Origin of the sequence: Kribbella sp. NPDC048928 (assembly GCF_043197975.1) — a bacterium.
GTDB lineage: Bacteria > Actinomycetota > Actinomycetes > Propionibacteriales > Kribbellaceae > Kribbella.
In genome coordinates, this window is sequence record NZ_JBICUC010000001.1 from 98557 (window position 1) to 122253 (window position 23697).

The following is a 23697-nucleotide window of genomic DNA, read 5'->3' on the forward strand; positions in this document are numbered from 1 at the left end:
CTCATGATCTCCTCGTCTGACCTGATCGTCGCCGTCGGTCCCGCGCTGTTCGAGGTCGTGGTGCCCGGCAAGGGCGACAACGAGGTCCGTGACGTCTTCCTGGCCGATCCCCAGGAGCCTGCGACCGGCCAGCCGGGCGATCTGGTTCTCGGACTCGGTCTGCGCGACGCAGAGGACGCTGTGGAGCTGGTGGAGCGTTGTGTGGCCGGAAACGCGTCAGGAGTCGTTCTCCGTACGCCCTTGGCACGCGACCCGCAGGTCGTCGCTGCAGCCGAACGGGAGGTCATGACACTCGTAGCGCTCCAGCCGAGCGTCACGTGGGCCCATGTGGTGTGGCTGCTCCGCGGCGTACTCGACCGGGCCGCTGCACCGGACTCCCCCGTCGCCGGCGACGCCGGCGTACACCAAGAGCTGTTCGCACTGGCTGACGCTGCCGCAGCGATCGTCGACGCACCCGTGACGATCGAGGACAACCAGTCGCGCGTACTCGCGTACTCCTCCGGCCAGGACCTCACTGACCCGACGCGGGTGTCCACGATCGTTGGACGCCGGGTGCCGCCGGAGGTCATCGCGCACTACCGGGCCCGGGGCATCTTCCGGCGACTGGCCCGGTCCAGTGAGCCGTTTCTGGTACCAGACGGGCCGAACGGCATCCGCCCGCGTCTGGTCGTACCGGTCCGCGCCGGCGGTGAGTGGCTGGGCTCCATCTGGGCTGTTGTCGACGGCCCGGTGAGTGACGCGGTCACTAGCGAGCTCAGCAACGCAGCGTCCGTGCTGGCCTTGCACCTGCTGCGGCTGCGAGCACAGGCCGACGTAGCGCGCAGGAGCGCGATCGACCGGCTGCGGACGGTTCTACGGCAGTTCTCCCCCGACAACCCAGTCGACGTACGGCTACCACGGCAGCCCTGGCGGGTGGTCGCACTCGGCTCACCAGACGGGTACGACGTACCGCAGCAGCTGGACCTGTGGGAATCGACCGGCCGCCGGCACGGGTGGAGCGAGCCGCAGCTGGCTGACCTGGACGGGACGGTGCTGGCTGTCGTCACCGACGCGGACGGGCCCGGCTCGTGGAACTGGCTGCAGAAACTCGTCGTCGAGTCACCCGGTACGTACGCCGCAGCAGGAGGTCCCGCACGCGGTCCGGCGGACCTGCCGAGCTCACGTGCGGAGGCTGTCGAGTTGCTAGGTCTCGTACGGCGGGGTGTGGCTCCGGGGCCCGCGCTGCGCGTGGAGGAGGCGTGGCACGTGCTCACGGTGCATCGGGCCGTGACGTCGCTTGATACCACCAAGATGGATGGTCCGCTCGCGACGTTGCTCCGGCACGACATCGAGCACGACACCGGGTACGTGGAGACGCTGCAGGCCTGGCTGAACTTTCCCGGGCAGCCACAACGGGCGGCGCGTGAACTGCACCTGCACACCAACACCCTGCGGCACCGGATGAAGCGGATCGGCGAGATCGCGGAGCTGGATCTGTCGGAGCCGCGGGAACGGCTGGCGTTGCAGTTGCAGATCGCTGCCGTCCGCACCGAACACTGAGACCTTCGCCACAGGCCTGTGTAACAAGGCTTCACATTCCGGCAACTGTTGAGCAACATCCGGCTGACAGAGTCTTCCTTGTCAGCCGGTCCGGCCTTTCACCAGGAGGCCGGAAAGGCTGCGGGTCCGAACTTTTCACCAGGAAGCTCGGCCCCACCCGTGGGCCCGGCGATGTCTGAGCGACCGCCGGGCCTGCGGCATTTCCAGGCTGGAAGTTGCCTAGGTCAACCGGTTGACGATCGTCCGGTAGACGCCCGGGAGCCGCGCGGCGGCCGGCACGATCAGCGGCGCGATCACCTGCCGGTTACGGGCCCAGAGCAACGATGCGGTGAGCAGGCGGCACTCCCAGGAGACCCGGCGGTACGCCGTCTCATAGTCCTGTGGGCGGTCGGCGCGCAGGCAGTCGACCAGTTCGGCGGAGGTACGCAGCGCTACGGCGATGCCCTCGCCGGTGAGCGCGTCGACGTACCCGGCTGCGTCGCCGACAAGCAGGACGCGTCCGGAGACCCGTGCTCGTACCCGCTGGCGTAGTGGGCCGGCGCCTAGCACCGCGCTCGCGGCTGGGGCTCCCCGCAGGCGGCGTTTCAGGAGCGGGAACGCGTCCAGGTGGGAGTCGAACGTGCCGCGGGCGGACGTCAGGATCGCGACACCGACGAGGTCGTCGGCCACCGGCGTCACGTACGCCTCACCGAGCTGGGACCAGTAAACCTCCACAAGATCCGTCCACGGCGAGACAGAGAAGTGCTGCCGAAGTCCGCGCCGTACCTCACCCGAACCTTCTGCGCACAGATCTAGTTGGCGGCGGATTGGGGAGTGGAGGCCGTCGGCGGCGGCTAGGTAGCGGGCGGTGATGTTGGCGGCTGTTACGGAGGTGGTGTTCTGGGTGATGGGGCCGACGCGGTCGCGGATGACGGGGATGTCGAGGTCGTTGAGGCGGTTCATCAGACCGGCCTGCAGCGTCGTACGTCGTACGCCGAGACCAGGTCCCGCAACGAACCGTGCGTCGACGGAGTGCGATGCGTCGAGATAACGGATCCCGTGGAACTCACGCCCGGTCAGTTCCACGCCCAAACGCCGCAGGTATCCAACGGCACCGTGCGCGATCCCCTCGCCACAGGCTTTGTCGATCGGAGCAGACCGCGGCTCGACAACTACGACCGAGAGACCGGCCAGCGCCGCACGGATCGCGGTGGCCGCGCCGGCCGGACCGCACCCGGCGACCAGAAGATCGATCACGTCACCAGTGCAGACTTCAGCGCGGACTCTTCGGAACGGATGCGGACAGCCAGCAGCGGGATGTTCAGTACGGTGAACACGACCGCCGTCACCCACGCGGTGTGCACCAGCGGCAGCGCGATGCCCTCCGCAACCACCGCGACGTAGTTCGGATGCCGTAGGAACCGGTACGGACCACGGGCTACCAGCCGCAACCCCGGTACGACGATCACCCGCGTGTTCCACTGGTGACCGAGCACGGTGATGCACCACCACCGCAGCCCCTGCGCCAGCAGCACCACCGCGAACATCGTCCACCCCAGCCACGGTACGAACGGCCGGTGCAACGCCTCCACCATGCAGGCCGCGAGCAGCAACGTGTGCAGCGCCACCATGAACGGGTAGTGCCGGCGCCCCGACTCCACACCGCCCTGCGCGAAGCTCCACTTGGCGTTCCGCAGCGACACCACCAGTTCCGCCACGCGCTCAGCAGCGACAAGGAGCACCAACCCCAGGTACCAGCCGTACATCACCACTCCAGGAGCACGAGTTCTGAACAGAAACCAGGTCCCATCGCCAGCAGCACGCCGGGGCCCTCCGGAGCAGGATCCATCCGAAGGGTGTCACCGAGCACGTGCAGCACCGAGGACGACGACAAGTTGCCCACCGCATCGAGCGACTTCCACGTCAGGTCCAGGGCGCCCGGCCGCAACGACAGCGTCTCCGACACCGCCTCCAGCACCTTGGGCCCGCCCGGGTGACTGACCCACGTCCTGATGTCCGGCACCGTGAGCCCGACGGAGCTCAGGAACTCCCGCACGTCCCCGCCCAGATACGTCCGAACCACCTCCGGTACGTCCGCCCCGAGCACGATCCGGAACCCACCGGACCCGACGTCCCACCCCATCACCCGCTCCGAGTCCGGGTACAGCCGGCTCCGCGTCGCCAGTACTGAAGGCCCTGCCGCGGCCGGATGCTCCGAACCGGTCAGCACCACCGCCGCGGCGCCGTCCCCGAACAACGCACCGCCCACCAGGTTCGGCAAGGAGGCGTCGTCGCGCTGCAGCGTCAGTGAGCACAGCTCGACCGACAGCAGTACTGCAACGTGCGACGGCCAGGCCGTCAGATAGTCGTGCAGCCGCGCGACCCCGGCCGCTCCCCCGACACACCCGAGCCCGAACAACGGCAGCCGCTTCACGTCCTCCCGCAGCCCGAGCCGCATCGCGACGCGCGCATCGATCGACGGCGCCGCGACCCCGGTCACCGTCGTGAACATCAGTACGTCGACATCGTCCAGCGTCAGCCCCGCGTCCTTGACCGCGCCCGCGACCGCCTCCGCGCCGAGGTCCACGGCGGCCGCGATCCACGCGTCGTTCGCCGCACCGAAGTCCTTGAGCGCGGCGTACTCCTCCAGCGGCAAGGCCAGGTGCCGGTAGGACACGCCGGCGTTCGCGTGCAGCCGCCGCAACAGTGCCGTTCCCGCGCCCTCCGGCAGACACATCGACGCGAACGCGTCGGTCAGCTCCTGCTGCGGATACCGGTACGGCGGAAGCGCGGGCCGGACCGCTGCGATCCGCGTCATCGTGGCATCGTTACGTCGGTGCGGACCGTACTGAAAGGCCTGGCTCTCGCGTGCCACCCGGGCCCGACCGTTGCCGTCACGGCGCTGGTCACGGCCGTGGCGTGGTCGGCCGGGCGTAGTCCCGCCGGATGTCTCCTGGTCGCAGCAACGATCCTCACCGGCCACCTCTCGATCGGCTGGAGCAATGACGCGATAGATGCCGCCCGCGACACCATTGTGAACCGCCGGGACAAGCCCGTGGTGCGTGGACTGGTGAGTCGCCGGACGCTCGCGATCGGTGCCGGCGTCATGCTGGTGGTCACCATCCCCGTCTCCCTCGCGAACGGATTCGCGGCCGGACTGGTTCATCTGCTCTTCGTCGCCTGCGCCTGGGCGTACAACCTGGGCCTCAAGTCGACGGTGATCTCGTGGCTCCCGTACGCCGTCGCGTTCGGCGCGCTGCCCTCGTTCGTGACGCTCGGGACCGCGCACGTCTGGGCGCCGTGGTGGGCCACCGCGGCAGGAGCCCTGTTAGGAATCGGTGCCCATCTGGCAAACGTCGTACCGGACCTGGCCGACGACCTGGCCACCGGTGTCCGCGGCTGGCCGCAACGCCTCGGCCGCTTCGCCCGGCTGATCGCACCGCTCCCGTTGGCCGCGGCAACCGGTCTGCTCGTGATCGCACCGGCCGGCGCGATCGGAGTGGTCGGCTGGATCGCGCTCGCCCTCGTAGCCGTACTGCTCGCCACGATCCTGCTGTGGCGCGAGGCGCCGTTCCTGGTCACGATCGCAATCGCAGCAGTCAGCATCGTGTCACTGGTGCTCCGCGGCGACGCGCTCGTCTGACCTTCAGCGACTCTTCAGGTGCAGACCGTCGTTCCGTGCTTACGGTGGAACGCATGCATTCCCGACGAACGATCGCCGTCGTACTCGCGCTCCTGGTCGTCCTGGCCGGCTGTTCGAAGACTCAACAGCCAATCGTCCAGCAAGCACCGGTGAAGTCCGAGCGCCCGAACATCGTGTTCGTCCTCACCGACGACCTGTCGATGAACCTGCTGCAGCACATGCCGCAGGTCCAGCAGCTGGCCAAGGACGGGGCCTCGTTCGCGAACTACTCGGTGACCGACTCGCTCTGCTGCCCGTCGCGCTCGTCGATCTTCACCGGGAAGTTCCCGCACGACACCGGGGTGTTCACGAACGGCGGCGACGACGGCGGGTTCAAGGTCTTCCACCAGCGCAAGAACGAGGACTCCACGTTCGCGACCGCGTTGCAGAAGGCCGGCTACCACACCGCGATGATGGGCAAGTACCTGAACGGCTACCAGCCGGACGGCACCGTCGACGGGCAGGACAACTACGTACCGCCGGGGTGGAACGACTGGTACGTCGCCGGCAACGGGTACCCCGAGTACAACTACACGCTGAACGCGAACCACAAGCTCGAGAAGCACGGCAAGGAGCCGAGCGACTACCTGACCGACGTACTCGCCGCGAAAGCCAAGGACGTCATCACCGCCGCGAAGCAGCAGCCGTTCTTCCTCGAGATCGCGACGTTCGCGCCGCACGGCCCGTACACGCCGGCGCCGCAGGACAAGGACAAGTTCCCCGGGCTGAAGGCGCCGCGCGATGCGTCGTACGACAAGTTGCCCACGAACGCGCCGGCGTGGCTGGCGAAGCATCCGGCCTTGACCGCGAAGCAGCAGAAGGCACTCGACAAGGCGTACCGCAAGCGGACCCAAGCGGTGCAATCGGTGGACCGCATGGTCGGCTCACTGCGGGACACGCTCGACAAGGCCGGCGTCGCGGACAACACGGTCGTGGTGTTCAGCTCCGACAACGGGTACCACCTCGGCGAGCACCGGCTGACCGCGGGCAAGCAGACGGCGTTCGAGACCGACATCCACGTGCCGCTGGTGATCGCCGGGCCCGGGATCAAGGCCGGGACCACCCTGCAGCAACCCGCGCAGAACATCGACCTCGCGCCCACCTTCGAGACCCTCGCCGGCCTCACGCCCGCGCCGGACGTCGACGGCCACACGCTGACCCCTCTGCTCGGCGGTACGACACCGACCACCTGGCGTACGACAAACCTCGTCGAGCACCACGGCCCGGACAAGGACCCGACGGACCCCGACCACCCGAAGAAGGGCAGCGGCAATCCCACCACGTACGAGGCACTGCGAACCGCAACCTCGACGTACGTCGAGTACACCGACGGCGCGGTCGAGTACTACGACCGGACGAAGGACCCGCTCCAGCTGAACAACATCGCGGCGTCGCTCCCCGCCTCGCAGCGGACCGCGCTGCACGCGAAACTGCAGGCGCTCAAGTTCTGCAAGGGCCAGGACGCGTGCTGGAAGGCTGCGGCTTAGGTGGCGTCCGGTTTCAGCGGGGCGTTGCTGCCGAGGATGGCGGCCGTCAGGGCCTCGGCCGGCTCTTTGGCGGCGCGTGGGTTGGTGATCAGGACGAGGTCGATCGACGGCAACTCGGGCAGGCCGGCGCTCGGCGGCGGCTCGACCAGGTCGGCGGGCATCAGCGACCGGGCGAAGATCGCGATGCCGAGCCCGGCGCGGACCGCGGCGAGGACGCCGTTCACGCCGCGGACGATGCAGGTGATCCGGCAGGTCCGGCCGGCCTGCTCGAGGGACTGCACACCGAGCGACCGGCTCAGCGACGGCGCCTGGTACGTGACCAACGGCACAGGCCCGTCGGGCGCGATCCGGGTCCCGGCGATCCCCGCCCACACCATCGGGTCGCGGCGGACCAGCCGGCCGTTCGGCTCGTAGCCGCCGCCGGCGCCGTGCTTCACGTAGGCGAGATCGAGATGGCCGGACTCGACCCGGCGGAGCAGGTTCGGGCTCTGGGCAACGGTCAGCTCGAGGTCGATCCGCGGGTACAGCTGGCGGAAGTCGCGAAGGATCTTCGGCAGCGGCGTCAGCGCCAGGTCGTCGGTGACGCCGAACCGCAGCCGGCCGCGGAGCTCGGAACCGGTGAAATACCCGGCGGCCTCCTCGTGCGCGGCCAAGATGGTCCGCGCGAACCCGGCCATCGCCTCGCCGTCCGCGGTCAGCGTGACAGTACGGGTGTCACGGACGAACAGTGGTCGCCCGACGGCCGTCTCGAGTTTGCGCACATGTTGACTGACCGTGGGCTGCCGGATACCCAGCCGCTCGGCCGCCTGGGTGAAACTCAGCGACTGCGCCACCGCGAGGAACGTGCGTAGCTGGTCCGGGTCGTACATCGAAGCGCCTCCCATTACGTCCTGCTATAAGACTAATAGGAGTAATTCGTTGTGGGAATCCAGTACCGAACCCTGAAGATAGAACTGTCCTCCCCTGACCAGTCCAATCGCGTAGGGATCGCTCTTGACCACCCGGGCCACCGGTACAGTCCCGTCCACCGACTTCCATCTCCACCGCCCGACCGACACCACGAACCACCTCCGGGAGACGCAGACGCGCCGCCCCGGATTCAAGGACACCTTCAGCGCGCTGCGGGTCCGCAACTTCCGCCTCCTGGTCAGCGGCCTGCTGGTCAGCTCGACCGGCGGCTGGATCCAGCGCATCGCACAGGACTGGCTGGTGCTGACCCTCACCGGCAGCGCCACCGCGGTCGGCATCACCACCGCGCTGCAGTTCCTCCCCACGCTCGTGCTCGGCCTGTTCGGCGGTGTGATCGCGGACCGCTTCCCGAAGCGGAAGATCCTGCTCGTCACCCAGCTGACGATGGGCACCTGTGCCGGCATCCTCGCGCTGACCGCCTTCACCGGCAGCGTCCAGGTCTGGCACGTCTACACGATGGCGTTCTTCCTCGGTCTCGCGACCGCGGTCGACAATCCGACCCGGCAGTCGTTCGTCACCGAGCTCGTCCCCCGCGACACCGTCCGGAACGCGATCAGCATGGTGTCGTCGACGTTCCAGCTCGGCAGCCTGATCGGCCCGGCGCTGGGTGGCGTCCTGCTCGGCACGATCGGGGCCGGCTGGGCGTTCGCGCTCAACGGGCTGACGTTCTTCGCGTCGATCAGCGCACTGCTGCGGATGCGGGAGAGCGAGATGCCCGGGCTGCACGCGGCCCGCAAGGCGAGCGCCGGGATGCGGATCCGGGACGGCCTGCGGGACGGCGTCCGGTACGCGTTCCATGAGCCTGCCATCCGCTGGGCGATCGCGCTCGTCGGGATCTACGGCATGTTCACGATCAGCCTGCCGGTGACGCTGACCGCGTTCGCCGACCGGGTCTTCCACACCGGCGCCTCGGGGTACGGCGTGCTGAACTCGGTCGTCGCGTTCGGCGCGCTGGCCGGCGCCCTGCTCTCGGCCCGCCGCGTTCGCCCGACCCGCCTGCGGAACCTGATCGGCATCGCCTGCCTGCTCACGGTCACCGAGGTCCTGGCGGCGCTGCAGCCGTCGCTGTGGACATTCATCCCGGTGCTCGCGTCGATGGGGATGGCGACCCTGATGTTCCTGACCGCGGCCCAGTCGATGGTCCAGCTGACCACGCCGGACGGCCTCCGCGGCCGCGTGTCCGGGATCTACAACCTGGTCTTCATCGGGGGCGGCGCGATCGGCGGTCCGACGGTCGGGTTCCTCGCGCAGCACTTCGGCGCGCGGACGGCCCTACTGCTCGCGGGCCTGGTCCCGGCGATCGCCACGGTCGCCATCGGCCTCCGTCTGCGGCGAGACGGGCAGTTCCGGCTCGTACTGGTCCGTACGCGCTCGCCCTGGCACCAGGTCCCGATCCGGCTCAACCTGCAGCAGACCGAGATCCAGTTGGCCAACCCGAAGAGCACACCGCTCCCGCGTACGTCCCGCCCGTTCACCCTCGGCCGCCGGCAACACGCCCGGATGGATTCCCACACGGGCCGCGTACGGGCCCGGCGTCCGCAACACCACTGACGACTCCTGGGGCAGGACTGCGCTGCCTTCCCAGCCCTGCCCCAGGTATCCATCAGGGAACGTTGATGACGCCGACCGCCGGCACCTTGACGGTGCGATGGTGCGCGGTGCCGCCGAGGACCACCTGACGGAGCGCCACATTGTTCTTCGTACTCGACTCGTACAGCCGGTGTTCCGGGTTGGCGGTCACCTGGACGTAGTACGTGCCGTTCGGCAGGTTGGTGATGTCGAACGACTGGCCGGGCAACGTCTGTACGTACGTGTCGCCTGAGCCGACGTCCAGGACCTCACGGACCGACAGCGAGCCGTGGTCGCCGCATGCGGTGTGCAGGTCGGTGTTGCCCGAGTGCCAGTTCGCGTTCTTGACGGTGTAGTCGATGGCATCGGTCGCGGCCAGGCAGAACGCCTCCTTCTGACTGCGGACCACCTCGCTCTGCTTCGCGTTCAGCAGGCTGTAGCGCGCGAAGTCGGTGAAGTGCCAGTGGTGGTGGCCCTCCCGACCGTCCCACTCCATCGTCCCCGTGGTCTGGTAGCCGACCTGCTTGCCGTGCGTGTCGTAGAAGTACTGGTACGCATCCATCAGGTCCTTGCCCTGCCGGCGGAAACCGTCCAGCACCAGCGGTGACGGCCCCGCGTTCCACACGGTCGCCGAGAACTGCAGGAAGTCCTTACCCGCATCCGGCGTTCCCTCGTCGCCCGGCGCGACCTCGATCCCCCAAGCCGGCACCGCCCGCAGGTCCGGCTTCGGACCCTTCGGCACGCTCGCCTTGCCCGTCGGACGGGCCGCATTCGGCCTGGGCGCCGCGTGACCCGCTGACAGCGACTTGGCTGCGACACAGCCGCGGACGCAGGTTTCGCCCTTCTGGACGGTCAGATTCAGCTGCACCGACGATTCCCCGGCCGGGATCTTGAAGAAGTCCCGGTACGCCTTGTTCACCGTTACGATCGCCTTGTACTTGCCCGCGGCAAGTTGTACCGGATCGGCCGAGTTGCCGTACGTCCGCGCCGACCACCCGGTCTGCAGCCCCCAGACCGCCCCTTGGGTGAACGGGTTCGCCGCACAGTCGTCCGGGTACGGCGAGGTCGCCGGCGCGTCCGGACGGGTCCGCGACCCGTCGCCGTTCAGGCAGACCGTCTGGTCCTTCTCCAGCACCTTCTTGCCGTTGGCATCGGTGACCGTGATGTGCAGGAACTTCCCCAGTCCGGCGAAGTCCGTGACGAGCCCCTTCGGCAATTGCCGCACCGGCTTGCCTTTGACGTACTGCGTCGCCACCACCTGCGACGAGTAGGACGCCCTGGTTGCCCGCACCTCGACCGGCGCGTTACCGGCCACCAGATGCGTACCGAGGTCGAGGTCGACGCCGTAGTCCTGCGTGTTCTCCAGCGTGACGTCGATGCTTCCGGCAACCAATTTCAGCGGCGGTTCGCCGGTTGTGGCGGATCGCGCAGCGGCCGCCGACGCGCCCGTGGCCGCGAGTGCGACCAGTCCGGCCGCCCCGGCTGCGGCGAGGACCGCCCGGCCGAGTCTGTGTGCCTTCACGATGATGAAACCCCCTCTTGCCCGTGGCCGGCATCCTCACGAGCCGGCCTACTGCTGGTACGACGACCGGGCAGCGGGGTGGAGTTGATCAAGGTTCGATGGCAGTCCCGTCACAGGAAGTCACCGGCGCTCAATACTTGACTGTGTAAATTAAACCGCCCTAGGCTCGACGGGTCCGCTCATTCCTCCCCCGGAGGACGCTCCCATGTCCTTGAGACGTCGTACGTCCGTCCTGCTCGCCGCCGTCGCCCTGGTGTCGACCGCGGCCGCAACCGCCCCGGCCGATGCGGCCCAAGACCACCCGCAGCCAAGCTCGCCGCAGATTGCCGCCAAGCCCTATCTGGGCTGGAGCAGCTGGAGTCTGCAGTCCACCAACTACCCCGGCGTCAATCCCGACGGCCCCGGCAGCTTCATCAGCGAGAAGAACATCCTCGCCCAGGCGCACGCCCTGGCCACGAAGCTCAAGCCCTATGGATACGAATACATCAACGTCGACGCCGGCTGGCAGGACGGCGGCGACGAGTACGGCCGCCCGGTCGCGATGGCGAAGCGGTTCCCGCGCGGGATGAAGGCGGTCGGCGACGACCTCCACAAGCTCGGGCTGAAGTTCGGCATCTACACCACCGTCGGCCTCGGCACGGACGTGTACCGCGACGGCAACACGCCGATCTACGACGCGCCCGGCTGTTTCACCCGCGACATCGTCTACCCGGACCTGCGCAAGACCAACGGCTGGGACGCGGCGTACAAGATCGACTACGCGAGCCCGTGCGCGCAGAAGTACGCCGACTCGATCGCGAAGGTGTTCGCGTCCTGGGGCGTCGACTTCATCAAGATGGACGGCGTCGGACCAGGCTCCTGGAAGGGCGCCCCGGACGACCCGAACCACAACAACACCGCGGACATCGAGGCGTGGTGGCGCGCCGTCCAGAACGCCGGCCGGCCGATGCAGTACACGCTGTCGTGGTCGCTCAGCCACCGGTACGCCGACGTCTGGAAGCAGAACTCGAACGGCTGGCGGATCGACACCGACGTCGAGTGCTACTGCGACACGATCGTCAAGTGGGACAGCTCGGTGAAGGCCCGCTGGTGGGACCTGCCGCAGTGGATCGACGACGCCGGTCCGGGACACTGGAACAACCTGGACGCACTGAACGTCGGTGTCGGCGAGATGGACGGTCTGACCGACGCCGAACGCCAGTCGTACATGACGTTCTGGGCGATCAACTCCGCGCCCTTGTTCGCCGGTGACGACCTGACCAAGCTGGACGCGTACGGCCTGAAGCTGCTGACCAACCGCGAGGTCATCGCGATCGACCAGTCCGGCAACCCGGCCCGTCCGCTGAACCAGGACCAGCTGCAGCAGGTCTGGTACGCACAGAACACCGACGGCAGTACGACGGTCGCACTGTTCAACCTGGCCGACGCGCCCGCGACGGTGACCGGCCGGTTCGACCAGCTCGGCATCGACGGCAAGGCCACGGTCCGCGACATCTGGGCGAATCAGAACACCCGCAACGTGACCGGCCAGGTCTCCGCGACCCTGCCGGCGCACGGCTCGAAGCTCTACAAGATCTGGCCGAACGGACGCGGCGCCGTCAGCATTCCGGCCGACGTGACGGCGACTGACGTCAGCCGTACGACGGTGTCGCTGGATTGGCGGCCGAGCGCCGGCGCCACCTCGTACCGGGTATTTGCCAACGGCAAGCAGGTGGCGACGAGCTCCAAGCCGGCCACGGTGGTGACGGGTCTGCAGCCGCAGACGCAGTACACCTTCACGGTCAAGGGTGTGAAGGGCGGCCGTACGTCGACAGCGAGCGCACCGGTGACCATGCTCACCGCGAGCTCAGGCGGACCGGTGCGGTACGAGGCCGAGGCGCCGACGAGTACGTGGACCGGCGACGCGGGTGTCTCGGACTGCACGCTGTGCTCGGGCGGCGCGAAGATCGGCAACATCGGGTACGGGGCGACGGTGACGCTGAACGGCATCACCGTCCCGAAGACCGGTACGTACCTGGTGAAGATCGCGTACACCGACGGCGACACCAGCCGGCAGAGCATGCTGACCGTCAACGGCAGCGACGACTACTGGGTGAACTACAGCGGCCTCGGCGACAACGACTGGGGCACGCCACAGGTCACCTACCTCCCGGTCAAGCTGACCGCCGGATCAAACTCCCTGAAGATCAGCAACCCGAACGGCTACATCGCCGACATCGACTGGGTCACCGTCTGAACCAGCAAAGACCGCGGGGCCGGCACCACCAGGGCCGGCCCCGCGTTTTACTAGATTCATGAGCGCCTACCCAGAACCACTGATCCCGCCGGGCGGTACCGCACCGGTCCCGCGCCGGATCCGCGCATTGCTCGACGACCGCGTCGTCCTCGACACCTCCGACGCGATCTACCTGTGGGAGTTCCCGCCGTACCCGCAGTACTACGTACCGCTTGCGGACGTCGCCGACGGCGTCCTGATCGCCACCGGCGAGACGAAGGAGTTCGCGCACGGTGTCGCACGCGTCCACACAGTCGGATCGGGGCACGCCTGGGTGTACGACGAGGGCGTCGCCAAGGATCGCGTCCGCTTCCAATGGGAGGCGCTGGACAGCTGGTTCGAGGAGGACGAGGAAGTGTTCGTCCACCCGCGCAACCCGTACAGCCGGGTCGACGCCGTCAAGTCCGCCCGCCACGTCACAGTCTCCGCCGCCAACCAGCTCCTGGCCGATTCGACCTCCACAGTGATCGTCTTCGAGACCGGGCTGCCGCCGCGCTACTACTTCCCACGGACCTCCGTACGCCTCGAGCACCTGACGCCGAGCGACACGGTCACCGCCTGCCCGTACAAGGGGCGCACCAGCGCCTACTGGTCAGTCGCCACGGTGCCCGACGTCGCCTGGTCGTACGACTTCCCGACCGCGCCACTGCTCCCGGTCGCCGGTCACATCGCGTTCTTCAGCGAGAACGTCGACATCACCATCGACGACGTACCCCAGGAACGCCCGGTCACCCCGTTCTCGAACCCGGCCGGCCAACCGATGGGAACGTCAGATAGCCGCCGTCGACGCGCCGTCCATGGTGATGATCGAAGCGGTGACGTAGCTGGCGCGCGCCGAGGCGAGGAAGACTGCGACGTCGGCGACCTCGCTGGGTTCGCCGGCGCGGCCCATCGGGATGTCGCGGACCATCTCCTGAAGCAGCTCGTCCTTCGGTTTTCCGGTCGCGCGGACCGCGGCCTCGAGACCCTCGTCGACCCGGCCGGTGCGCGTCATCCCCGGGTTGATCACGTTCACCCGGACGCCCTGGCTCGCGTACGCCTTCGCGTAACCGGCCGATGCGAGCATCAGCGCCGCGTTCGCCGCGCCGCCCCCGATGTGCAATGGGTTGGCCGAACGGCCGCCCTGGCCGACGACGTTCACGACCGCACCGCTGCCGCGCTCGGCCATCCCGCGGATGACCGCCTCGGTCGCGTGCATGTACGTGAAGTACTTCGCCTCCATCGCCGCGTGCAGCGCCGTGCTGTCCAGCTCCGCGGGCGGCGTCCGCCGGGCCGCGCCCGCACAGTTGATCAGGATGTCCGGTACGCCGATCCGCGCGAACGCGGAGCTCGTCGCCTCGGCGTCGGTGAGGTCGACCGCCTCCACCCGGAAGCTCAGACCCTTCGCGGCGAGTTCTGCCTGGGCCTTTGCGAGGTTGCCCGCATCCCGGGAGATGCCGATGACGTCGGCGCCCTCCCGCGCCAGCGCCTCGACACACGCCAGTCCGATCCCCTTGCTCGCTCCGGTGACCACAGCGGTCTTCCCGGCCAGTTCCAGCTCCACGTGTCTCCTCAACTGTTTGCTCGGTCCAGCACCTGACGAGTCTACGCACGGAATACTGAGAGCCTTCGGCACGGACCGAACCCCGAGCAATCGTCATCTTTGGGGCCAAGGGCAACTTTCGCTGGTGCGGGCTTGATCGGGCCAGTACGATCGGTGATCAGATCGACACTCTCAGTTTCGACGCCTGATGCCCGCTGAGCACCGACGCCGGAGGAATCCCGTGCCGACCACCTCTCATTCACCTCCCAGTGCCGGCGAACGCCTGTCCTGGAAGGGTTTTCTCCATCATGACCTCCCGGCTTCGCTGGTGGTCTTCCTGATCGCAGTTCCACTCTCTCTGGGGATCGCCGCCGCCTCCGGCGCTCCGCTGATCGCCGGCCTGGTGGCCGCGGTGATCGGCGGTGTCGTCGCCGGTGCGCTCGGCGGCTCCCCGCTCCAGGTCAGCGGCCCGGCGGCCGGCCTGACCGTGGTCGTCGCGGACCTCATCCATCAGTTCGGCTGGGCCGCGACCGCCGCCATCACCTGTGCCGCCGGGTTCCTGCAGATCCTGCTGGGCGTCACCCGGATCGGCCGGCTGGCACTGTCTCTCTCCCCTGCCGTCGTCCACGGCATGCTCGCCGGAATCGGCGTCACGATCGCCGTCCAGCAGTTGCACGTCGTGCTCGGCGGTCAGGCACAGAGCTCGCTGATCGCCAACGTGGCCGGGCTTCCCGCACAGCTCATCACTCATCACGGTCACTCGGTTGTGGCCGGCGTACTGACGGTTGCCGTCGTGCTGGCCTGGCCGAGAATCCCCAGAGCCAAAGTAATTCCGGCGCCTCTTGTCGCCGTCGTCGCGGTCACCGCACTCGCGGCCGCCGCGATGCCGGACGTGCGAAGGGTCGACCTGCCGGACAATCCGTTGCAGAGTCTGATCCTGCCTGCGATGCCGGCCGGTACGCCACTGGAGATCGCCACCGCCGTACTGACGATCGCCTTGGTGGCGAGCGTCGAGTCGTTGCTGTCGGCCGTTGCCGTCGACAAGCTGCACCGCGGCACCCGGAGCAATCTCGATCGCGAACTGATCGGCCAGGGCGCCGCGAACGCGGTCTCCGGCGCCCTCGGCGGGATGCCGGTGACGGGCGTGATCGTGCGCTCCTCCACCAATGTCGCGGCCGGCGCCCGCACCCGGCTGTCCTCGATAATGCACGGCCTGTGGATCGCTGCGTTCGTCCTCGCGGCCGGCTCGATGCTCGAGCTCATCCCGATGGCCGCGTTGGCCGGCGTACTGCTCGTGACCGGGCTCCGCCTGGTGCAGCTCGCCCACATCCGCACGTTGCGACGGCACGACGAGTTGCTCGTGTACGTCGTGACCGCGCTCGGCGTCGGCGTACTCGGACTGGCCGAAGGAGTCCTGCTCGGACTGGCGCTGGCGGTCGTGCGCGTGCTGTACCGGCTGGCCCGAGCGACCGTCACCGCGACCGAGGCGGATGGCGTGTGGACCGTACGGATCCAGGGCGCGCTGGTCTTCCTCGGGGTCGCGTCGCTCGTGCGGACGTTGCGTTCGATCCCGACCGGCGCGGCGGTTCGCGTCGAGCTGGCCGCCGACCACCTCGACCACGCGGCTCACGAGGCGATCGAGGACTGGCGGCGCGGCCACATCGCGCGCGGCGGCTCGGTCGAGGTGGACGCGGAGCCGTTGAAGATCAGGAGCAGCGGTACGGCGAGCGTGCTCGCGACCAAACCGTCCAGCCAGTAGTGGTTCGCAGTGACCAGGACGACCGTGAAGGTGAGCAGCGGGTGTGCGATCCACAACCAGCGCCACCGGGACCGGGTCGCGCGGATCATGAAGACCGCGACCATCAACGCCCAGCCGACGTGCAGGCTCGGCATCGCGGCGAACTGGTTCGCGATGCCGGAGTGCGTGCTCGGTCCGTACACCGACTGACCGAGCAGTACGCCCGTGTCCACCCAGCCCGGCATCATCCGCGGCGGGGCCAGCGGGAAGAACATGTGCCCGATCAACGCCAGACCGGTCAGCGAGGCGAGCGCCCAGCGCGCTTTCCCGTACGCGTCCGGACGACGGATCATCAGCCAGAGCAGCACCACCGCGGTGAGTGGGAAGTGCACGCTCGCGTAGAACAGGTTCGCCGCGCGGGCGACGCCGTCGACCTGTAGCGCGTGGTGCTGGAGCGCGGCCTCGCTCGGCAGACCGAGCCACGACTCCCAGCGGATCAGCTCGTGCGCGTGGTCGTACGCCGAACCCGAATGCTCCGCGGACAGGAAGCGACCGAGGTTGTAGACGCCGAACAGGGCCGCGAGCAGCGCAATCTCCCGGACGATCCGCCAGATCCCCCCGTGCTGCTTCTTGCCCAGCTTCTTGTCGAGTTCCGGGAGCGCCGGTTGCCCCACCCGATCCAGAATCACCTGCGCCACGCCGACCCCACCCCAAACCGAACGCTCGTTCTCTGACTTCTCACCCTGCGCCTCCGGCCACCCACAGATCAAGAACGGTCATTCGTTTTCCGCTGTGATCCTCGGCACCCTTCGAAGTTATCGCAATCTGCTGATAGTTGCGAACAACATGAACCAACTCACATCGCTGCAGGCAGGGTCTAAATCGGTGGACCCGGACGGGAGCGCTCGGGAGGGTGCTCGGATGGCGACGAACTTCATCCGGTGGACGTGGATGCGGGCCGTGCTGCACAACGGCTGGTGGCTGGTCGCGAGCGTCTACCTGGTGGTCGACGCCGGCCTCTCCCCCGCGCAACTGGTGCTCATCGGCTCGGTGCAGAGCGCGTTCGCATTGGTCTTCGAGGTACCGGCCGGCGTGGTCGCAGACACCATCAGCCGCAAGTGGTCGCTGGTGATCTCGCAGGTGCTGATGGGTACGGCCATGATCGCGACCGGGCTGTTCTCCTCGTTCCCCGCACTGCTCGCGACCCAGGTGCTCTGGGGCATTTCGTGGACGTTCGCCAGCGGATCCGACGTCGCGCTGATCACCGACGAGCTGGACGACCCTGTACGTACCAACCTTGTCCTCGTCCGCGCCGCGCGGGCCCAGCTGACCGGCGCTGCGACCGGCCTGGTCGTCCTCGGCCTGCTCGCCTGGGCCACCCGGCGGGACGTCACGATCGTGATCACCGGTGCCGCGATGACAGCGCTCGCGTTCTACGTCGCCCTGCGCATCACCGAGCAGAACTTCGTCCCGACCCGGACGGCCCGCTGGTCGGCGTCCTGGACGACGTTCCGCCGTGGCCTCGCCCTGGTCCGGCAGAGCCGCGCGATCCTGCTGATCTTCGCCGCAACGTTCCTGGTGAACGGCGCTTCCGACGCCGCCGGACGCCTTACCCAGAAGCGTCTCCTCGACCTAGGCCTCCCGTCGGCCCCGGACCCGATCATCTGGTTCACGGCGCTCGGCGTCCTCGGCCTGGTCCTCGGTGCGGTCGTACTTCGCCTGGTCACCCGACGGATCAACGGCACGCACGCCGCGACCGACTACGCACTGGCCGCCCTGGTCGGCGTCCTCAGCATGTTGCTGCTCGCATTCGCCCGCGGCCCGCTCGCCGGCGCGATCGCGGTCGTACTGCTGAACGGCGTCGTCACCCCGCTCACCCGCGTGATCAGCACGATCTGGGTCAACGCCCGCACCACCACCGCTGTCCGCGCCACCACGCACTCGTTTCTCGCGCAGCTCGAGTACCTGGGCGAGATCGTCTGCGGCCTGACCGTCTCCACGATCGCCGGCCTCACCACCGTCCCACTCGCCTTCGCAGCCTGCGCATTCCTGTTCGCCGCCACCGCCGCACTGATGCGGTCGCGTAGGTGAGGAGGCTCCAAGCGGCGTTTCAGGCAGTGGATGTGGACCACGTGATCGTTGCGTGGTCCGGGGCTGCGTCAACGTGCAGAACGGTGGCGTCGGGGATGGTGTCGTAGGGCGCGACGACGACAGGAAGGAACAGGTTGTAGAGCTCGGCGGCGATCAGGGCGCCGAGCGGGATGATCGGGTCGGAGCGGGCGAGGACGATCGCGGCGGGGGCCGTACGGGCGCGGATCTGTTCGGCGAGCACGCTCGACGCGGAACTGGAACCACGGCCGGACTCCATCAGCAGGATCCGGCCGGTGAGGACGGCTCCGCATTGCGGGTGATGCGCGTCGACGATGCGCCCGTCGGCATCGGTGCCGCCCCAGAACGACAATGGCGCGGTGAGCCGGATCGGTACGCCGGTTGCCGTACCAGGATGCCGTGTCAGGCCGTGGAGGATCACGTGTCGAGGACCACTCGGCCGGCGCGGGCGGACGCGACACATTCGGCGAGCGAGCCGAGAACCGCGCTGACGTTGAGGTTTCCGGGAGCGTAGTGCGCCCACTTGCCCGAGTTCGTCATAACGCGTTTCCAGGTCGGCTGCAGGATCGCCGTGACGTACGTGCAGGTGTCGACGACAACGGTCACGCCGGCGCGCTGCAGGACCTGCAACTGGTCTCCAAGGCGATCCCGCGTGGCGCGGGAGGTCGACAGGTAGAACGGGAGTTGCAGCGGCGGTCCCGCGACCAGCTCCGCCAGGCGGACACATTCGTCGTACGACGCGTGTGGCGTACCGACACTCACGGCGTCCAGTTCTTCGGTGTTGCTCGACAGCGCACTTCGTACCTCCTGAAGCGTTTTCAGGTCGACCGTGTGAACCGGCAGGCCATCGATCGACGTCGGCGCTTCGGGCGTCACACCGACCACATGGAACAGCGCCACTCCCCCGGCAGATGCGGCCGCCGCGCCGAGAGCCTTCAGGTCGTCCTCGGTCACATCGACCGGGATCCCTTCCAGTACAGGGATTCCGGCGCCGACGACCGACCCGATGTGGTGACCGAGCAACGGATACGCCAGCTCCGAGTGCAGGAAGTCGCCGAGCGGCCGGCAGTCGAAGGCGACCGTCCCGACGCGCGCCTCGGGCGTCTGCAAGCCGGCGTACGGCGCGCGTGCGGTGATCGCGGCGCACACGTCCAGGAAGTCGCCGTACCGGTCCGTCCGGGCGCCGAGCACCGAGTTCGCGAACACGATCGCGTTCGACTCGGCCCAGGCGATGTGCTCGCCCAGAGCGGGACGGTTCGGGAGCTGGTACGGCGCACAGGTGAACGTCTGCGCACATCCGAGATCGGCGTACGCCGTCATCAACTCACGCCCCGCCTCGGCGAGCTCCTGGTCGCGGACGAGGGCGGGGTGGATGAGGTCCGTCGAGCCGACGTTCAACGTGGTCGGCACCCGGACCTTCGCGCCCAGGTCGACGAGGCGGTGGACGAAGTCGAGGCTGACCTGGCCGTGGTACAGACACGAGTCGACGTGCGCGGACGTGATCTCGACCAGCCGCGGCGCCCCGGAGATCCGCGCCTGCCCGACCACCACGCGCATCGCGAGCGCAACGCCCTCCCCGTCCTGCCCGCTGAGCATGCGGTCCTCGGCGGCGGTCAGGTGCAACGGCATGAACCGACGGTAGCGGACCTGCAGCACTCATCAATGCGCCACTCCTCGGTCCCGCGAGCGGTGCAGGACCGGCGCGGCGCCAATTGATGAGTGCTGGCGGTCCGCCTCCTAGACCAACTGCCGCCGTGACGCGACGAGCGCGCCCGTCTCGTACCCGTCTGCGCGGAGCATTTGGCCGGCGGTCACATCGAGGATGTCGATGCTGAGCGGTCCCGTGACATCCTCCGAGCTGATCGGCCGGTCGTCGACGTACAGATCGACCCGATCGAGGCCTTGGGCATCGACAGCTACAGTGAGCGTCGTACCTCCGAGCGACGTCTTCAGGTCGAGCCGCCGCGCCGGCCGGGCAGCGAGCAACTCACCCGCCCGGTTCAGCAGGTCGACGTTGCCGTCGAGCAGGTCCGCCTTGGTCATCCGGTGGGTCTCGTGCGGTGTTACGCCGAGATCCTCGACCGGCGTGCCGGCGAGCTTCCCGACCCGGAGCGTCCGGCGGATCGCGACGCGCAGGTTCGCACCGTTCGGCAACGCGACGTACGGCGAGGTCTCGTCCGGTGGCGGCGGTTCATTGAGCAACTGCGCGAGCAGGCCGTGCGTCCAGACGTTCGCGCCGCCCGCGCCGGTGTTGTCGTCGACGCCGAGGATCGTGCCGATCTCGTGGTCCGCGAACCCGGCGGTGAAGATGTCGGTCGCCGAGTAGACGCGGGCGTCGGTGATCAGGACGACGGGACCGTGGTACTGCTGCCCGATGTCGTTCGCCCCGTCCTCCGGCGTGATCGGCTTCGCCGCCGAGTACTGCGCGCCGGTCTCGATCGCGAGATCGAGCGAGTCGAACCACGGGCCGAGGTCGATCCCGGCCGGGTTGTGCTGGTGCCGCCGGCAGAGCTTCAGGTTCAGCGGCGTACTGATGAACTGCACCGGTTCCGGCGCGATCCGTCGCGGCGTCATCGTCTGCAGAGTGAACTCGCTCGCGTAGATGTGCCCACCGCCGTTGTCGCGAACGTCGACGATCAACCCGTTCTGCGGCAACAGCGCAGCCAGCCGGACGAATTCGTCCCGGAACGCGACCGGGTCCGAGACGCTGAACGTGAAGATCCGCAGATGCCCGAACCTCCCGGACGCCGTACTGACCTCGCGAGCGCGGAACACACCGGGCATCGTGGTCGGCAGGTCCGCACCGCCGACCGCCGCGGGCGTGGCGAGTTCGGCGGAACTGCGGCCGCGCTCGAGTTCGAGGACGTCACGGACGTACAGCACCTTCTTCGCGCGGGACTTCTCGTCGGAGTCGAGGTCCAGGCCCATCGACGCGGACGCCTCGCTGACCGCGTCCAGGTCGGTCATCGGCGGCAGGTTCGTGGTGACCTTCCACTGCTCGCGCAACTCCTGACCGGAGCCGTCGAGGCCGACGTACGTGAGCGTGACCCAGTCCTCGTCGGGCGGCGCCTGGATGACGAGCGGCCGCAGTGTCAGCGATTCGAGGCCGCGGGCGAGGTTCGCAGCCTCGTTGCTGCCGGCGAAGCGCTCACCGTTCAGTGCGACGGCGCGGGCGATCGGCGTACCGTTCCAATGCGTCGCCTCGGCACCGGGCCCGAGCTGCGGAGCGTCGTAGCCGGCGACGGTCTGCGTGACGAGGTAGCGCTCGGCGCCCGTCGCGTCGTAGCACTTCTCGATCATGAACGGCAGGTACGCGATCTTGCCCGCGAACGGCGCCGGCAGCAGGTAGTTGGTGTGCAGGTCGCGGACCGAGTTGACGATCGCCGACATCTGCCGGTGGAACATCCACTCGGCTTCCATCGTGGCCGGAGTCTGACGCTCCATCCGGGCGCGCATCACGCGCAACCGCTGCACCGGATTCACCGCGTGCATCGCCATCTTCAGCGGCAGGTGCACGTAGTTCTCACTGAGCAGCAGCAGCGCCTGATCGACCAGGATCTTGCGTTGGTCGAGCGTCAGGCTGCCGGCCGCTCCGAGAAAGTCCCCCAGCGGTACGACGGTGCTCGCCGCCTTGCCGGCCCGCTTCTGGACAGGCCGTTTGATCGTGCGTGGTTGAGACATCGTTCCCCCAATGCAACCGCCCCTCCCCACACCGTCGTCCGCGCCCCACCCAATGTCAACGCCCCGGGCTGCCTGCGGCGTCGGGTCGACCACACGCCTGTAAGGATGGGCGGGTGAAGGAGTTCTGGGACAACATCACGTCGGTACAGCCGGAGCCGTCACTGCGGCTCGTGATCGGGACGGGCGTGGTGGCGCTGCTGCTGATCGCATGGCGGCCGATCTGGAAGTACACGCGGCAGGTCGTGACGATCGCGCACGAGGGCGCGCACGGCCTGATCGCGGCGCTCGCCGGCCGGAAGCTGTCCGGGATCCAGTTGCATTCGGACACGTCGGGCGTCACCGTGTCGCGCGGCAAGCCCACCGGCGGCGGCATGATCGCCGTACTGCTGGCCGGTTACCCAGGTCCTGCACTGTTCGGTCTGGCTGCTGCGTTCGTCCTCAGCCGCGGGTACGCCGTTGCACTGCTGTGGGGGCTGCTGGTGGCGCTGGCGATCCTCCTGCTCCAGATCCGCAACCTGTTCGGCCTGTGGTCAGTGCTGGTGTTCGGTGCGGTTGTCTTCGGGGTGACGTGGTGGGGCAGTACGTCGGTGCAGACAGCGTTCGCCCACCTGCTCACGTGGTTCCTGCTGCTGGCAGCGCCTCGCGCGGTACTGGAGTTGCAGCACTCACGGCGGCGCGGCCAGGGGCGTAGCTCGGACGCTGACCAGCTCCGGCGGCTCACCGGCGTACCGGCACTCCTGTGGGTCGGGGTGTTCGGCCTGGTGACGCTGGGCTGTCTCGCAGTCGGCGTCCTGTGGTCTGGTGTACTACCCAGCTAGGCCGGTGGCAGGGTGACGCCGAAGCCTGTGACGGCGAGGCGCAGCAACACTTGGCCTGGTCGCAGGAGGTCGGCAACCTTGGCCGCGCTCAGCACCTCCAGCTCAGCCAGTCGCTTGTCGTAGGTGCCGTCCAGGCGTGCCGCCTGCAGCTCCACGGTGTTGTACCAAACCTTCTGCCGGGACTCCTTGAGAAAGCGCTGCGACGCCAGCCGGTTCAGCGGTGTCAGCACACGGTCGATGAGCGTACGCACGCCGGTCGCCGCCAGCTCGTCGTCCTCGGCGCCGACCCGCTCCGCCAGTACCCCGTCGATCCGCTCGTGGTCCCGCCGGCGCCGATCCATCAGCTGCTGATCCAGGAACTCGTCGTCGCTGATCACCGCAAGCAGCGCCTGTGGCAGGTCGTAGTTCACATGCGCGTTGATCCCGAGCAGTACGTGCGCCAACGCAGGCAGCTCCGGCGGCGCATCGAACGCCAGCTGCCACGGCCGGGCCACCAGCTCCCCATCAAGCGCTTGCAGATAGAGCTCCGCGAACTTCACGTCCCACAGCTCGACCCACTCCGGATCCTCGAACCTCGCCCTGTCGATCGCCCTTCCCACTGCCTGCGTCGTCCGCAGATAGGTCCCGAGGAAGAACCGCCGATGGGCAAGCTCGTCCGGCAGTACGTCGAGACGCTCCTGCATCCGCGCCACGACGTCCGCGACCGAAGCACCGTCGTTCATCGAACCTCCCCCGAGGTCGGACCTGCGAACAACACCACTGTCCGCCGCCCTGGCTCTCGTCGGCAAGCACTGTCCGCGGAGGGGC

Annotated in this window: 18 protein-coding genes and 2 pseudogenes; 9 read left to right on the forward strand and 11 right to left on the reverse strand. The window is 68.4% G+C overall.

The window, feature by feature from the left end:
- Positions 1 to 3: 3 nt before the first annotated feature.
- Positions 4 to 1539 (forward strand): PucR family transcriptional regulator, encoded by a 1536-nt coding sequence (locus ACGFI6_RS00380; RefSeq protein WP_393113889.1) that lies wholly within the window; start codon positions 4 to 6, stop codon positions 1537 to 1539.
- Positions 1540 to 1758: 219 nt separating this feature from the next.
- On the opposite strand, the gene ACGFI6_RS00385 is transcribed toward ACGFI6_RS00380, so the two are convergent.
- Genes ACGFI6_RS00385 through ACGFI6_RS00395 form a run of 3 tightly spaced genes read right to left on the reverse strand, consistent with a single transcriptional unit; the run spans position 1759 to position 4336 of the window.
- Positions 1759 to 2775, reverse strand: a complete 1017-nt coding sequence (locus ACGFI6_RS00385) for an NAD(P)/FAD-dependent oxidoreductase (protein WP_393113891.1) — start codon at positions 2773 to 2775, stop codon at positions 1759 to 1761.
- Entirely contained in the window at positions 2772 to 3284 is a 513-nt protein-coding gene (locus tag ACGFI6_RS00390; protein WP_393113894.1) for an isoprenylcysteine carboxyl methyltransferase family protein, read from the reverse strand. The genes ACGFI6_RS00385 and ACGFI6_RS00390 overlap by 4 nt, the downstream gene beginning before the upstream one ends.
- A complete protein-coding gene (locus ACGFI6_RS00395) occupies positions 3284 to 4336 on the reverse strand; it encodes a type III polyketide synthase (protein WP_393113896.1) in 1053 nt (350 codons plus the stop codon). Before ACGFI6_RS00395 ends, ACGFI6_RS00390 begins: the two co-directional genes overlap by 1 nt.
- 18 nt (positions 4337 to 4354) lie before the next feature.
- Here ACGFI6_RS00395 and ACGFI6_RS00400 point away from each other — a divergent pair, with 18 nt between their 5' ends.
- Both ACGFI6_RS00400 and ACGFI6_RS00405 read left to right on the forward strand, forming a co-directional pair.
- Entirely contained in the window at positions 4355 to 5161 is an 807-nt protein-coding gene (locus ACGFI6_RS00400) for a UbiA family prenyltransferase (protein WP_393113898.1), read from the forward strand.
- Positions 5162 to 5214: 53 nt separating this feature from the next.
- Positions 5215 to 6687, forward strand: a complete 1473-nt coding sequence (locus ACGFI6_RS00405; protein WP_393113900.1) for a sulfatase — start codon at positions 5215 to 5217, stop codon at positions 6685 to 6687.
- Here ACGFI6_RS00405 and ACGFI6_RS00410 read toward each other — a convergent pair.
- Complete coding sequence (locus ACGFI6_RS00410; protein ID WP_393113902.1) at positions 6684 to 7556, reverse strand: LysR substrate-binding domain-containing protein; 873 nt, start codon at positions 7554 to 7556, stop codon at positions 6684 to 6686. The genes ACGFI6_RS00405 and ACGFI6_RS00410 overlap by 4 nt on opposite strands.
- 124 nt (positions 7557 to 7680) lie before the next feature.
- On the opposite strand from ACGFI6_RS00410, the gene ACGFI6_RS00415 reads away from it, so the two are divergent.
- On the forward strand, positions 7681 to 9207 hold the full coding sequence (locus ACGFI6_RS00415; protein ID WP_393113904.1) for an MFS transporter: 1527 nt from the start codon (positions 7681 to 7683) through the stop codon (positions 9205 to 9207).
- A 52-nt stretch (positions 9208 to 9259) separates the two neighbouring features.
- On the opposite strand, the gene ACGFI6_RS00420 is transcribed toward ACGFI6_RS00415, so the two are convergent.
- Positions 9260 to 10747, reverse strand: coding sequence for a lysyl oxidase family protein (locus ACGFI6_RS00420; protein ID WP_393113906.1), 1488 nt, complete (start codon positions 10745 to 10747; stop codon positions 9260 to 9262).
- Between the two features lie 205 nt (positions 10748 to 10952).
- Between ACGFI6_RS00420 and ACGFI6_RS00425 the strand changes: the two genes are divergently transcribed.
- On the forward strand, positions 10953 to 12983 hold the full coding sequence (locus tag ACGFI6_RS00425; protein ID WP_393113908.1) for a fibronectin type III domain-containing protein: 2031 nt from the start codon (positions 10953 to 10955) through the stop codon (positions 12981 to 12983).
- A 58-nt stretch (positions 12984 to 13041) separates the two neighbouring features.
- Positions 13042 to 13692, forward strand: a pseudogene (locus ACGFI6_RS00430) (DUF427 domain-containing protein); the annotation flags it as partial.
- A 99-nt stretch (positions 13693 to 13791) separates the two neighbouring features.
- Here ACGFI6_RS00430 and ACGFI6_RS00435 read toward each other — a convergent pair.
- Entirely contained in the window at positions 13792 to 14565 is a 774-nt protein-coding gene (locus tag ACGFI6_RS00435; protein ID WP_393113910.1) for an SDR family NAD(P)-dependent oxidoreductase, read from the reverse strand.
- A gap of 187 nt (positions 14566 to 14752) precedes the next feature.
- Here ACGFI6_RS00435 and ACGFI6_RS00440 point away from each other — a divergent pair.
- Positions 14753 to 15895, forward strand: a pseudogene (locus tag ACGFI6_RS00440) (SulP family inorganic anion transporter); the annotation flags it as partial.
- A gap of 275 nt (positions 15896 to 16170) precedes the next feature.
- Here the strand turns inward: ACGFI6_RS00440 and ACGFI6_RS00445 are convergent.
- Entirely contained in the window at positions 16171 to 16980 is an 810-nt protein-coding gene (locus ACGFI6_RS00445; protein ID WP_393113912.1) for a phosphatase PAP2 family protein, read from the reverse strand.
- 223 nt (positions 16981 to 17203) lie between these two features.
- Between ACGFI6_RS00445 and ACGFI6_RS00450 the strand changes: the two genes are divergently transcribed.
- On the forward strand, positions 17204 to 18373 hold the full coding sequence (locus ACGFI6_RS00450; protein ID WP_393113914.1) for an MFS transporter: 1170 nt from the start codon (positions 17204 to 17206) through the stop codon (positions 18371 to 18373).
- Between the two features lie 19 nt (positions 18374 to 18392).
- Here the strand turns inward: ACGFI6_RS00450 and ACGFI6_RS00455 are convergent, their stop codons facing one another.
- From ACGFI6_RS00455 to ACGFI6_RS00465, 3 genes are all read right to left on the reverse strand, one after another.
- On the reverse strand, positions 18393 to 18812 hold the full coding sequence (locus ACGFI6_RS00455) for an aconitase X swivel domain-containing protein (RefSeq protein ID WP_393113916.1): 420 nt from the start codon (positions 18810 to 18812) through the stop codon (positions 18393 to 18395).
- The gene (locus ACGFI6_RS00460; protein ID WP_393113919.1) at positions 18809 to 20020 is read right to left on the reverse strand and encodes an aconitase X; all 1212 of its coding nucleotides are present in this window, start codon (positions 20018 to 20020) and stop codon (positions 18809 to 18811) included. The genes ACGFI6_RS00455 and ACGFI6_RS00460 overlap by 4 nt, the downstream gene beginning before the upstream one ends.
- Before the next feature lie 108 nt (positions 20021 to 20128).
- Positions 20129 to 22072, reverse strand: coding sequence for a S41 family peptidase (locus ACGFI6_RS00465; RefSeq protein ID WP_393113921.1), 1944 nt, complete (start codon positions 22070 to 22072; stop codon positions 20129 to 20131).
- A 113-nt stretch (positions 22073 to 22185) separates the two neighbouring features.
- Here ACGFI6_RS00465 and ACGFI6_RS00470 point away from each other — a divergent pair, with 113 nt between their 5' ends.
- Positions 22186 to 22890: a M50 family metallopeptidase gene (locus ACGFI6_RS00470; protein WP_393113924.1), complete on the forward strand. Its 705-nt coding sequence runs from the start codon at positions 22186 to 22188 to the stop codon at positions 22888 to 22890.
- Here the strand turns inward: ACGFI6_RS00470 and ACGFI6_RS00475 are convergent.
- Positions 22887 to 23612 (reverse strand): DUF5995 family protein, encoded by a 726-nt coding sequence (locus ACGFI6_RS00475; protein ID WP_393113926.1) that lies wholly within the window; start codon positions 23610 to 23612, stop codon positions 22887 to 22889. The two genes, ACGFI6_RS00470 and ACGFI6_RS00475, sit on opposite strands and share 4 nt — an antisense overlap.
- Positions 23613 to 23697 lie beyond the last annotated feature (85 nt).

Coding starts and splice junctions, on each gene's coding strand:
- ACGFI6_RS00460 (WP_393113919.1), bottom strand. CDS start 20,020: ATGCCGTTGCACCTGACCGCCGCCGAGGACCGCATGCTCAGCGGGCAG.
- ACGFI6_RS00425 (WP_393113908.1), top strand. CDS start 10,953: ATGTCCTTGAGACGTCGTACGTCCGTCCTGCTCGCCGCCGTCGCCCTG.
- ACGFI6_RS00410 (WP_393113902.1), bottom strand. CDS start 7,556: ATGTACGACCCGGACCAGCTACGCACGTTCCTCGCGGTGGCGCAGTCG.
- ACGFI6_RS00390 (WP_393113894.1), bottom strand. CDS start 3,284: ATGTACGGCTGGTACCTGGGGTTGGTGCTCCTTGTCGCTGCTGAGCGC.
- ACGFI6_RS00450 (WP_393113914.1), top strand. CDS start 17,204: ATGGCGACGAACTTCATCCGGTGGACGTGGATGCGGGCCGTGCTGCAC.
- ACGFI6_RS00465 (WP_393113921.1), bottom strand. CDS start 22,072: ATGTCTCAACCACGCACGATCAAACGGCCTGTCCAGAAGCGGGCCGGC.
- ACGFI6_RS00395 (WP_393113896.1), bottom strand. CDS start 4,336: ATGACGCGGATCGCAGCGGTCCGGCCCGCGCTTCCGCCGTACCGGTAT.
- ACGFI6_RS00475 (WP_393113926.1), bottom strand. CDS start 23,612: ATGAACGACGGTGCTTCGGTCGCGGACGTCGTGGCGCGGATGCAGGAG.
- ACGFI6_RS00380 (WP_393113889.1), top strand. CDS start 4: ATGATCTCCTCGTCTGACCTGATCGTCGCCGTCGGTCCCGCGCTGTTC.
- ACGFI6_RS00405 (WP_393113900.1), top strand. CDS start 5,215: ATGCATTCCCGACGAACGATCGCCGTCGTACTCGCGCTCCTGGTCGTC.